Raw genomic sequence first — 11,426 nt, 5'->3', positions numbered from 1 at the left:
GTCGCTGGGGATCCGGTGTTCGGACCGGTCGTTCCCAGCTTCAGCCGACGCGCTTTCCAAGTACGAGAATTCGGGTGCGCATGGCATTGACCCTCCCCCCGGCACGCAGTACCTGTCAAGTAGGTGGGACGGGGGTCTCATTATGTGAACGCGCATAGGCCGCGGGGCCGCCCGTGAGCGTCCCCGGAGGGCCCCCCGCGTACGCTCCGGGAGGCCCGACCGCGTACGGGGACGCGCCGCCCGCGAACGCTCCGGCCGGCCCGCCGTACGCCGCCGCCGAGCCGCCCGCGTACGCCGCGGGACGGCCGCCCGCGAGCACCGGTTCGGCCGGGCCGTGCGGCACCGGGTACTCGCCCATGGTGAGCGCCCGGCGCAGCCGGTACTCGTCGAGCGGTCCGGCGAACGCCATGCCCTGTCCGTGCGTGCAGCCCATCGCGCGCAGGGCCACGACCTGCTCGGGCAGGTCGACGCCGTCGGCCACCGAGTCGAGGCCCAGGTCGCCCGCGATGCGCAGCAGTCCGGAAGTGATCTTGTGCAGCCGCGCGGACTCGACTACGCCCTCGACGAGGCCGCGGTCCAGCTTCAGTACATCGATGGGGAGCCGTCGCAGGGCCGTGATCGCCGCGTACCCGCTGCCGAACCCGTCGAGCGCGATGCGCACCCCGAGCCTGCGCAGGGCGGCCAGCCGGCGCTCCAGATCGTCGAGGGAGACTCGCGGGTCGGTCTCGGCGAGCTCGATGACGAGCGCGCCGGAGGGCAGCCCGTGGCGGGTCAGGAGCGCCTCGATGGAGCCCAGCGGCATGGAGCGGTCCAGGAGGCGGCGCGCGCTCATCCGGACGGCGACGGGCACGGCGTGCCCGGTCCTGCCGCGCTCGGCGGCCTGCTCCACGGCCTTCTCGAACGTCCAGCGGCCCAGCTCGGCGGCCCGCTTGTCCTGGCCTTCCTTGGAGTCGGCGACCCGCAGGAACTCGGCGGGCGTGAAGAGGACGCCCTGCGCCGAGCGCCAGCGTGCCTGGGCCGCGACCGCCGTGATCCGGCCGTCGTCCAGGCAGACGACGGGCTGGTGGAGCAGCGCGAACTCGCCGTCGTGCAGTGCGGCGCGCAGCCGGGTGGCGAGCTCCGCCTTGCGGACGACGTCGGCCTGCATCTGGGGTGCGTACAGCTCGACGCGCCCCTTGCCCGCGGCCTTGGCCCGGTACATCGCGAGGTCGGCGTTGCGGAGCAGTTCCCCCGCGCCGATGCCCGGTTCGGCGAAGGCCACGCCGATGGACGCCGCCACGCGCACGTCGTTGCCGTCGATGGCGTACGGCTGGGACAGGGTGATTCTGAGCCGGTCGGCGAGTTCGTAGATGTGCTGTTCTCTCGCGGCCTGGTCCCGGGTCCCGTCGCCGACGATGAGGGCCGCGAACTCATCGCCGCCGAGCCGGGAGGCGGTGTCGCCCGAACGCACCGCCTCCTGGAGTCTGCGTGCGGCCTGGATGAGGAGCTCGTCCCCGGCCTGGTGTCCGATGGTGTCGTTGACGGCCTTGAAGCCGTCGAGGTCGATGAAGAGCACGGCCGTGCCGCGGTCGGTGACTCTTCGGCCGGTCAGCGCCTGGCTCACGCGCCGGGTGAACAGGGCGCGGTTGGGCAGGTCGGTGAGCGGGTCGTGCTCGGCGTTGTGCTGCAACTGGGCCTGGAGCCGCACCCGTTCGGTGACGTCTCTGCTGTTGAAGATGAGTCCGCCCTGGTGGCGGTTGACGGTGGACTCCACGTTCAGCCAGTCGCCGTCGCCGGACTTGAAGCGGCACTCGATGCGGGTGGTGGGTTCCTCGACGGGGTTGGCGGCGAGGAACCTGCGCACTTCGTGGACGACGCGCCCGAGGTCCTCGGGGTGCATGAGGGAGGCGAGTTCGGAACCCACGAGCTCCTCCGCGTCCCTGCCGTAGACCCCGGAGGCGGCCGGGCTCACGTAGTGCAGGATGCCGTTCGGTGCGGCGATCATGATGACGTCGCTGGAGCCCTGGACCAGGGACCTGAAGTGGTTCTCCTTCTGGGCCAGTTCCTGGGTGAGCGTGATGTTGTCCAGGAGCATGATGCCCTGGCGCACCACGAGTGCGAGGACGACGGTGCCCGCGGTGAGGAGCACGACGCGGTCCACACTGCGGCCGTTCAGCACGTTGTAGAGGATCCCCAACGTGCAGACGGCGGCGGCCAGATAGGGCGTGAGGGCGGCCAGCGATCCGGCGATCGGACGGGTGGCGGGGACCGGGTCCTCGGGCTCGCTGTCGTACGGCACGCGCGCGCGGCCCGTGCCGAGCCCTTCGCGCACGTGCCATGGCGCGGCCCACGGGGCGTACGCGAGGAGGAGCGAGCCCGCGAACCAGCCGGCGTCCAGCATCTGGCCCGAGCGGTAACTGGTGTGCAGCAGCGGTGAGGTGAACAGCGCGTCGCACATCACGGTCAGGGCGAGCGCGCCGATCGCGGTGTTCACCGCGGAGCGGTTGGCGGACGACCGCCTGAAGTGCAGCGCCAGGACCATGCTGACCAGCGCGATGTCGAGCAGGGGGTACGCGAGCGAAAGCGCGGCGTACGCGACGCTCTGGCCCTCGAACTGCGCGGTGTGCGCGAGCGCGAGACTCCATGAGAGGGTGAGGAGCGAACCCCCGATCAGCCACGAGTCGAGCGCCAGGCACCCCCAACCCGCTTTGGTCACCGGGCGTTTGGCGAGCACGAGAAGCCCGATGATGGCGGGCGGCGCGAAGCAGAGGAAGAACAGGTCGGCGAGGCCCGGACTGGGGACGGGGCGGTCGAGGACGACCTCGTACCAGCCCCAGACGCCGTTGCCGAAGGCCGCCATCGCGGAGGAGAGCGCGAAGAGCAGCCATGCGGGTCGAAAGCGGCTTCGCCGGGTGCGTGAGTAGCGGAAGCAGGAGACCGCGGCGGCGGCCGCGGCGACGCTCAGGCCGAAGTCGCCCATGATCAGGGCCAGCCGTTCGGATCCCCAGCCGAGGGCCGATCCGGTGGCGTACGCCCCGCAGAGCAGCAGCAGCGCCAGCTGGGAGACGACGCCTCGACCTCCGGGCAGCGGACGCCGGGCCAGCGGGATCCTGGGCGGCAGCGCCGCCACCCCTCCGTCGAGGACGGGGGTGGAGGTCACGCGGGCGTTCACCGGGCCGCCCCGGTCCGTGCCGCCCCCGTGTCCGTCCGGCTCGCGCGTCGGCCGGGCCGACAGGGGCGCTGTGGTGTGCGGCGGCATCCGGCCGTGCGGCTCGCGGTGCGCCTGCGTCTGCGGGTCGGTGTGCGTCGGAGTCGCCGGCTGAGGTTCCGCCGCGTCGGATCGTTCACCCATAGGCCGTGCATCGCCCGTCGCCCCCCTCGCGTCTGCTGTCTCTTCCCCGCGCCGAACGGTCCACGGCGCATCCCCAGTCGGGACGATACACCAGAGTCGTCACTCAGGGACATAGCTCCTCTACGCTCCGTGACCGCACTCGCGGAAGTGGGCACGGGGCGCACACGGACAGACGCGGAGCGTGCACAAACCGCTCCAGGGTGATCAACTGCCCGTCGTCAGCACCACGTTGTCCAGGGGCTGTCCGGCCACGTGCCTGGTCAGCTGGGCGGCCAGCAGGCGTTTGGCACGGGGCAGGAACGCGGAGGACGAGCCGCCCACGTGCGGGCTGACCAACGCTCCTGGAGCGTGCCACAGCGGGTGACCTGCGGGCAGCGGTTCGGGGTCGGTCACGTCGAGCGCGGCGGTGATGCGGCCGGACTCCAGTTCGGCGAGGAGCGCCTTGGTGTCGACGACGGGTCCGCGGGCCACGTTCACGAGCAGCGCGCCGTCCTTCATGCGGGCCAGGAAGTCCGCTCCCACCAGCCCGCGCGTGGCCTCGGTGAGCGGTGTCGAAAGGATGACGACATCCGCCTGGGGCAGCAGGGACGGCAGCTCGGCGAGCGGGTGCACGGGGCCGCGCTCCGTGGCACGGGCAGAGCGCGCGACGCGCGCCACCCGCGCGCACTCGAAGGGGGTGAGCCGGTCCTCGATGGCGGAGCCGATCGATCCGTATCCGACGATGAGCACGGATCTGTCGGCGAGCGCCGGGTAGAAACCGGCCCGCCACTCCTCCTGCCGCTGCCCCTCCACGAAGCGCGGGATGCCGCGCAGCGAGGCGAGGACCAGGGTCAGCGCGAGCTCCGCGGTGCTCGCCTCGTGGACCCCGCGGGCGTTGCACAGTTCCACGCCGGGCGCGAGGAACTTGATGCCCGGCTCCACGTGATCGATGCCCGCGGTCAGTGTCTGTACGACGCGCAAGGACGTCATGGCGGACAGGGGACGTACCGCGATCTCCGTGCCCTTCATGTAGGGCACCACATAGAAGACGCAGTCGGCCGGGTCCGCGGGGAACTCCGGGCCGCCGTCCCAGTAACGGTAGGTGAGCCCGGCGTCGGCGGCCCCGGGCAGGCCCTGGATCTCGTGCGCCTCGAACGGAAGCCATACATCTGTCGTCATGGCCTGGAGGCTAATGCGCGCCGGAGTACGCCGTCCCCGGGAGGGCAACGGTCGAGGCCACCGGGGCGAAAGGTTAGTTTGGGTGATCTCCGAACGAGGGGCGGGAGGGCACGACCAGGTGGAGCGCAGGACGATCGGCGCGGGGGCGCTCGAAGTGGGCGCCGTCGGACTCGGCTGCATGCCGATGAGCTGGGCGTACACCGGCTCGCGGCAGCGGGGCGACGCGTCGGTGCGCACCGTGCACGCGGCACTGGACGCGGCGGGGGCCGCGGACGGCGGTCGCGGCGGGGGAATGCTGCTCGACACGGCGGACATGTACGGGCCCTTCACCAACGAGCTGTTGATCGGCCGGGTCCTGAAGGAACGGCGCGCGGAGGCGTTCGTCTCGACGAAGTGCGGGCTGCTGGTGGGTGAGCAGCACATCGTCGCCAACGGCCGCCCCGGCTATGTGAAGCGGGCCTGCGACGCGTCGCTGCGGCGGCTCCAGACGGACACCATCGACCTGTATCAGCTGCACCGCGCCGATCCCGAGGTACCCATCGAGGAGACGTGGGGCGCGATGGCCGAACTCGTCGCCGCGGGGAAGGTGCGGGCCCTGGGGCTGTGCGCCGTGGGGGCGCGCGCCCAACGGCGTTCTGCGCCGGGGCGCCCGGGTCCGGGGCTGCACGATCTGACGATCCGGCAGCTGGAACGGGTGCAGCAGGTGTTTCCGGTGAGCGCGGTGCAGGCCGAGCTGTCGGTGTGGTCGCCGGAGGCGCTGGACGCGCTGCTGCCGTGGTGCGTGGCGCGCGGCGTCGGGTTCCTCGCGGCGATGCCGCTGGGGAACGGTTTCCTCACGGGGACGCTGAAGCCCGGCATGGGCTTCGAGCCCGACGACCTGCGGGCCCGGCATCCCCGGTTCACCGCGGAGATGATGGCGGCGAACCAGCCGCTGGTGGTGGGGTTGCGCAGGGTGGCGGAGCGGCACGGGGCGACGCCCGCGCAGGCCGCGCTGGCGTGGGTGCTCGCGCAGGGGCGGCATGTGGTGCCGATTCCGGGGGCCAAGCGGGAGCGGTGGGCGGTCGAGAACGCCGGGGCCGCGGCGATCCGGCTCACGGAGCGTGACCTCGCGGAGATCGCGGCGCTGCCGCCGGCGCTGGGGTCGTGGGACTGAGCCATGACGTTGTGATCTCGTGGCGGCGGATCGGGAACCCGCCGGGGCGCGGGCGGTGTATGAACAGGAGAAGCACCGCGTCGAAGGGATCCTGATCGTGCATCGACCTGCTGTTACGGCCGCGACGGCCGCCGTCGTCCTCGTCCTCGTGGCCGGGTGCTCGTCCGGCGACGGTGAACCGGACCGCGCCGAGAGTCCACCGGAACGGGGCGGGACCAGCCAGTCCCCCACCGGCAGGGCGGGTGCCGACGCCCCGCCGGAGAAGGGCTCGGCGAAGGTCACCCGCACCCTCACCACGGGCCTCAAGTCCCCCTGGGGCCTCGCCGCGCTGCCCGACGGCGACCTGCTGGTGTCCTCGCGCGACGAGGGGACGATCACCAGGATCGACGGGAAGACGGGCAAGAAGACGGAGCTCGGCTCGGTGCCGGGCGTCTCCTCCGGCGGTGAGGGCGGCCTGATGGGCCTCGCGCTCTCCCCGTCGTACGCCTCGGACCACTTCGTGTACGCGTATTTCACGACGGAGTCCGACAACCGCATCGCCCGGATGCTGTACGACGAGAAGAAGCCGAAGGGCGAACAACTGGGCGCTCCCGACACGGTCTTCAAGGGCATCCCGAAGGGCACGATCCACAACGGCGGCCGGATCGCGTTCGGCCCGGACAAGATGCTGTACGCGGGCGCGGGCGAAACGGGGGACACGGGCCTCGCGCAGGACAAGAAGTCCCTGGGCGGCAAGATCCTCCGCCTCACCCCGGACGGCGAGCCCGCCCCCGGCAACCCCTTCGGCGACTCCCCCGTGTACTCGTTCGGGCACCGCAATGTGCAGGGTCTGGCCTGGGACGAGCAGAAGCGGCTGTGGGCCTCGGAGTTCGGCCAGGACACGTGGGACGAACTGAACGAGATCAAGTCCGGCGGGAACTACGGCTGGCCGGAGGTGGAGGGCAAGGAAGGCAAGGAGGGTTTCCGCGATCCGGTCGCGCAGTGGAAGACCTCCGACGCCTCCCCGAGCGGGGTCGCCCATGCGGAGGGCTCGGTGTGGATGGCGGGGCTGCGGGGCGAGCGGTTGTGGCGCGTCCCGGTGCGGGGCGTGGAGGGCGACCCGGAGCCGCAGGCGTTCCTGGAGGGCGAGCACGGCCGCCTGCGCACGGTGCTCGCGGCGGGCGGCGACAAGCTGTGGCTGGTCACCAATGAGACGGACTCGCGGGGCACGCCGGAGAAGGGGGACGACAAGATCCTGGAGGTGCGGGTGGAGTAGCTCAGCTCTCCGGCTCGTCGGAGTCCGGGGTTGCGTCGGCGCGCGGCGACGGCACGGGTGGGCGTACGACCACCTTGCCCGAGGACAGGTCTATCGGTCCGCGCCCCGGGTCGCCGTCGGCGAGGTCGACGCGGGTCAGTTCCAGGCGCTTCCGCTCGTCGTCGGTGTGCTTGCGGCCCGGCGCGAACAGGGCCTCGATCGCGTTGAACACTGCGCCTCCCAGGAGCCGTGATTGCGCAGTCCAGCGTAGGCGAGGCCGCCACAGTCCGACTGGGGCGCGGGAACGTGCAGGTCAGCGCAGCGCCGACGGGAACAGGCGCAGGCGGTGGGCGAGTGCGGCGGCCTCACCGCGGCCGGTGACGGACAGCTTGGCGAGGATGTTGGAGACGTGGACGCTCGCCGTCTTCGGGGAGATGAAGAGCTCCTCGGCGATCTGCCGGTTGCTGCGGCCCACGGCGACCAGCCGCAGGACGTCCCGCTCCCTGCTGGTCAGACCCAGCGCCTCCGCGGGGTCGGCCGGGGGCTCGGGGGCGCGGGTGGCCTCGGCGGGGTTCAGGGTGAGGCGGGCGCGCTGGGCGAGTCGGGTGATCTCGTCGGAGAGCGGGCGGGCGTCGAGCCGGTCGGCGACCTCCGCCGCCTGGCGCAGCAGGCCCGTGGCGCGCTCGCGGACGGTGGTGTCCGGGCCGAGGAGGGACTCGGCGAGGCGCAGGCGGACGCGGGCCAGGTCGAAGGGGCGGTCGAGGGGTTCGACGGCGGTGACCACGGTGGTCCAGTCGGCGGGGGTGTCGCGGCCTTCGGCACGGCGGAGTTCGGCGCGGGTCCATTCGTCGTAGGCCCGCCAGAGCGGGATGGGGGTGGCGAGGGTCTTCGTGGCGGAGCGGATGCGGGCGAGGGCGGCGGGACGGCCGGGTTCGGCGACGGGCAGGCCGCGGGCGTCGGCCTCCATCCGTGCGGCGGCGAGCAGGAGGGGCCAGCCGTACTTGTAGGTGCCGAAGGGGAGGCCGGGGGCGAGGCCGCGTTCGAGTTCGGCGCGGGCGTCGAGGATGCGGCCCTCGGCGGCCGCGACGCCCAGGGCGATGCGGAGGAGAACGAGGAGGTACTGGGGCTGGGGGTCGTGGGTGCCGAGGTGATGGTGGGCGGTCTGCATGTGCCGGGTGGCGGCGGCGTGGTCACCGCGGTGGAGGGCCATGCGGGCCAGGCGTTCGGCGGCCGAGACGCGGGGTTTTGAGCTCTGGACGCAGCGCTGGGTGTGGGCGACGGCGTCGGCGGCCTCGTCCCAGCGGCCGAGGGAGATCAGGGACTCGGCGACGTTGGCCCAGACCCAGCCCTCGGTGTCGACCAGGCCGTACTTGCGGCAGAACTCGATGCCCTCCATGCCGACGCGGACGGCTTCGGCGGAACGACCGACGCCTTCCAGGGAGGAGGGGAGGTTGATGTGGACGCGGCTCAGGTTGGTGACCAGGCCGTCGCGGACGACGCGGTCCCTGATCTCGTACATCTCGGCGAGGCCTGCCTCGGGGTCGCCGGCCTCGACGAGGAGGGCGCCGCGGGTGAGGCGGGCGTTGAGCTCGATGACATCGGCCTTGACCATGCGGGCGTATTCGACGGCGCGTTCGGCGGCGGCGAGAGTCTCTGGGCCCGGGTCGTGGAGCATGCCCCAGGAGGCGCGGTGGACGAGGACCTCGGCGTGCACCTCGGAGGGCGGCAGGCCGCGCATCAGCTCCTCGGCCTTGGCTATCTCGTCCCAGCCGTCGCTGCGGCCCAGGGTGGAGACGAGGCGGGAGCGGGCTATCCAGAACCAGGCGGCGCGGTGCGGGTCGTGGCCGTCTTCGAGGGTGCGCAGGGCGCGTCTGGTGATTTTCAGGGCACGTTCGCGTTCACCGCAGAGACGGCCCGCGACGGTGGCCTCGGCCATCAGGTCCAGGTAGTCGAGGGGGGTGGTGGCGGGGTCGCAGCCGCAGGGGGGATAGCCCTCGACGTAGTCGGCGGGGCGCAGTTCCTGACGGACGGTGTCAGGTGCGTCGTCCCACAGCTCCATGGCGCGTTCCAGCAGGCGCAGTTGCTCGCTGTAGGCGTGACGGCGGCGGGCTTCGACGGAGGCGCCGAGGACGGCGGGCAGGGCCTTGGCCGCGTCGTGCGCGTGGTACCAGTAGGTGGCGAGGCGGGCGGCGCGCTGGTCGGCGGCGACGAGCGAGGGGTCGGCCTCCAGTGCTTCGGCGAAGCGGCGGTTGATGCGGGAGCGTTCGCCGGGCAGCAGGTCGTCGCTGACGGCCTCGCGGACCAGGGAGTGCCGGAAGCGGTAGCCGTCGCCGTCCGGGGAGGCGAGCAGGATGTTGGCGCCGACCGCGGCCCGCAGCGCCTCGATCAGGTCGTCCTCGCCGAGCCCGGCGACCTCGGCGAGCAGTTCGTACTCGACGGTGGAGCCGCCCTCGGCGACGATCCGCGCCACTCGCTGGGTGTCCTCGGGGAGCTCCTCCACGCGGACGAGGAGCAGGTCGCGCAGGGAGTCGGTCAGGCCGGCGCAGCTGTCGCCGCCGTGGGAGGCGACGGCGAGCTCCTCGACGAAGAACGCGTTGCCGTCGGAGCGCTCGAACACGTCGTCCACCAGGGACGGTTCGGGTTCGGTGGCGAGGATCCCGGCCATCTGGCGGGCGACCTCGTCCTTGCTGAGACGGCCCAGTTCGACGCGGCGCACGGTGCGCAGCCGGTCGAGTTCGGCGAGGAGGGGGCGCAGGGGGTGGCGGCGGTGGATGTCGTCGGCGCGGTAGGTGGCGAGGAGGACGAGGCGGCCGCCGCGCAAGGTGCGGAAGAGGTAGGCGAGGAGGTGGCGGGTCGAGGCGTCGGCCCAGTGCAGGTCCTCCAGGGCGACGACGACGGTGCGGTCGCGTGAGACGCGTTCCAGGAGGCGTGCGGTGAGTTCGAAGAGGCGGGCCGTGCTCTCGTCGGAGCGGCCGCCGGGGGTGTGTCCGTGTGGGGCGGGTCCCGCGAGTAAGGGCAGGAGTCTGGCGAGCTCCTCCTCCTGGCCCTCGGCCGCGGCGGCGAGTTCGTCGGGGAGTCGGCGGCGCAGGGCCCGCAGGGCGGTGGAGAAGGGGGCGAACGGCAGGCCGTCGGCGCCGATCTCGACGCAGCCGCCGACCGCGACGACGGCGCCCTGAGCCTCGGCGACCGCGGTGAACTCCTCGACGAGGCGGGTCTTGCCGACCCCCGCCTCGCCGCCGAGCAGCAACGCCTGGGGCTCGCCCGGGCCGCCGGGGCCCCCGGCTCCTTCGAGCGGGGTGCCCGTGGCGCGGGCGAGCGCTTCGTTCAGTACGCCCAGTTCGTCGGTGCGGCCGACGAACACCGGGCTGACGGACCTGGTCTCCACAGCCGCGAGCATCGCACAGTGCGAGGACACCGCGGCACCCGTTATCCGCGGAGCGGACAGGGGTGCGGAGTTCGTCATGTCAGGCGGCCCGCATGAAGCGGATCTTCCGGAGGGGCGTACTCACCGGCCCCTCTGCTTCGTCGCGGGCCGATCGGCGGGCGGTGGCGCGGCTCTTGCGGGCCTCGCCGACCAGGCGCTGGTGGTCGGCCCGGCGGACCAGCTCGGCGGCGCGCATCTGGTGCATCTCGTACTCGAACATCTCGTGCCCCTCGGGGTTGTGGGTGGTATCGCCGGTGTCGTTCCCTGCGATGTCTCCACTTTCGTCTCCCAGGGGGGTCGCCCACATCGGGCGGCTGCCGCATCTCCGGAGCGCGAGGGTCCTTAGACACGACGGAGGGCGGGGCGGGGGCCTTAGCCCCTGCCCCGCCCTTGCCTTAGGCGTCCCGCGACGGCCCGCTCACGAAGGGACCGAGGGCAGTCCGAGCAGCAGGTCGGAGTACTTCGCGATGGCGAGGACGAGCCCGATCACGCCGAGCGCGAAGCCCGCCCACGCGACGGACTTGATCCATGGCGCCTGCTCCTTGCCGGGGGCGCCGAACGCGGGCCGGACGAGGACCAGGAAGCCGATGACGAGCGCGGCGAGCGCGAAGAGCCCGGCGACCATCGCGGTGGCCTGCCAGGAGTCGCCGTACACCGACTGGAGCTGGTCGGAGACGCTGGCGGACTGCCGGGCCTTGGTGTCCAGCTGCCCCATGAGGGTCGAGCGCGCCCCGGCGATCGTGCCGAGCCAGCCGCCGGAGAGGCCGATCACGCCGAGCGCGGCGGAGACGACGGCCGCGGCGCCCTGGCCGACGCCGGCGGACTTGGCGGCGGGCACGGGCACCGCGTCGGAGTCTGCGTCGGTGTCGGAGTCGGCGTCGGCGTCGGCGTCGGACGCATCCAGCGCCTCGTCGTCCGTGCCCGACTCGGCGTCCGCGTTCACGTCCGTGTCCGTGTCCGTGCCCGTGTCCGGCTTCGTGGCGGCCGCGTCGGACTTCGTGACGTCGACCGTCTCCGGCTCTCCGGCCGCGGTCACCTCGTCGGCCCCGGCGTCGGCCCCGGTCCCTGGCGCGCCCTTGGGGGCGGCAGCGTCATCTGTCTTAGTACCCATGCTCCGCACCGTACG

The 11,426-nt window shown here is 72.7% G+C and carries 8 protein-coding genes; 2 read left to right on the top strand and 6 right to left on the bottom strand.

Annotated features, from left to right (window positions below; genetic code table 11):
* Positions 1–115: 115 nt before the first annotated feature.
* Together DEJ47_RS27215 and DEJ47_RS27210 are read right to left on the bottom strand one after the other, a co-directional pair.
* On the bottom strand, positions 116–3,151 hold the full coding sequence (locus tag DEJ47_RS27215; protein ID WP_398338290.1) for a putative bifunctional diguanylate cyclase/phosphodiesterase: 3,036 nt from the start codon (positions 3,149–3,151) through the stop codon (positions 116–118).
* Between the two features lie 384 nt (positions 3,152–3,535).
* The gene (locus DEJ47_RS27210) at positions 3,536–4,489 is read right to left on the bottom strand and encodes a 2-hydroxyacid dehydrogenase (protein WP_150172541.1); all 954 of its coding nucleotides are present in this window, start codon (positions 4,487–4,489) and stop codon (positions 3,536–3,538) included.
* A 118-nt stretch (positions 4,490–4,607) separates the two neighbouring features.
* Between DEJ47_RS27210 and DEJ47_RS27205 the strand changes: the two genes are divergently transcribed.
* A complete protein-coding gene (locus DEJ47_RS27205) occupies positions 4,608–5,642 on the top strand; it encodes an aldo/keto reductase (RefSeq protein ID WP_150175898.1) in 1,035 nt (344 codons plus the stop codon).
* A gap of 91 nt (positions 5,643–5,733) precedes the next feature.
* A complete protein-coding gene (locus tag DEJ47_RS27200; protein WP_150175897.1) occupies positions 5,734–6,897 on the top strand; it encodes a PQQ-dependent sugar dehydrogenase in 1,164 nt (387 codons plus the stop codon).
* Position 6,898: 1 nt separating this feature from the next.
* On the opposite strand, the gene DEJ47_RS27195 is transcribed toward DEJ47_RS27200, so the two are convergent.
* The 4 genes from DEJ47_RS27195 to DEJ47_RS27180 all read right to left on the bottom strand — a co-directional run bounded on the left by DEJ47_RS27195 (position 6,899) and on the right by DEJ47_RS27180 (position 11,411).
* Positions 6,899–7,108 carry a DUF6191 domain-containing protein gene (locus DEJ47_RS27195; RefSeq protein ID WP_150172539.1) on the bottom strand — a complete coding sequence of 70 codons (210 nt, stop codon included), beginning with the start codon at positions 7,106–7,108 and terminating at the stop codon, positions 6,899–6,901.
* An 81-nt stretch (positions 7,109–7,189) separates the two neighbouring features.
* Positions 7,190–10,273 carry a helix-turn-helix transcriptional regulator gene (locus tag DEJ47_RS27190; RefSeq protein WP_150175896.1) on the bottom strand — a complete coding sequence of 1,028 codons (3,084 nt, stop codon included), beginning with the start codon at positions 10,271–10,273 and terminating at the stop codon, positions 7,190–7,192.
* A gap of 67 nt (positions 10,274–10,340) precedes the next feature.
* Entirely contained in the window at positions 10,341–10,520 is a 180-nt protein-coding gene (locus DEJ47_RS27185; protein ID WP_150172537.1) for a hypothetical protein, read from the bottom strand.
* A gap of 198 nt (positions 10,521–10,718) precedes the next feature.
* On the bottom strand, positions 10,719–11,411 hold the full coding sequence (locus tag DEJ47_RS27180; RefSeq protein ID WP_150172535.1) for a hypothetical protein: 693 nt from the start codon (positions 11,409–11,411) through the stop codon (positions 10,719–10,721).
* Positions 11,412–11,426 lie beyond the last annotated feature (15 nt).

The sequence above is a fragment of the Streptomyces venezuelae genome, from assembly GCF_008642355.1.
Classification (GTDB): Bacteria; Actinomycetota; Actinomycetes; order Streptomycetales; family Streptomycetaceae; genus Streptomyces; species Streptomyces venezuelae_B.
Note: the sequence above shows the minus strand (reverse complement) of the source record. Positions and strands in the feature narration are given on the sequence as shown.

Excerpts from the sequence above, each read along its gene's own strand:
- DEJ47_RS27190 (WP_150175896.1), bottom strand. The coding sequence starts at position 10,273 with ATGCTCGCGGCTGTGGAGACCAGGTCCGTCAGCCCGGTGTTCGTCGGC.
- DEJ47_RS27185 (WP_150172537.1), bottom strand. The coding sequence starts at position 10,520 with ATGTTCGAGTACGAGATGCACCAGATGCGCGCCGCCGAGCTGGTCCGC.
- DEJ47_RS27180 (WP_150172535.1), bottom strand. The coding sequence starts at position 11,411 with ATGGGTACTAAGACAGATGACGCTGCCGCCCCCAAGGGCGCGCCAGGG.
- DEJ47_RS27210 (WP_150172541.1), bottom strand. The coding sequence starts at position 4,489 with ATGACGACAGATGTATGGCTTCCGTTCGAGGCGCACGAGATCCAGGGC.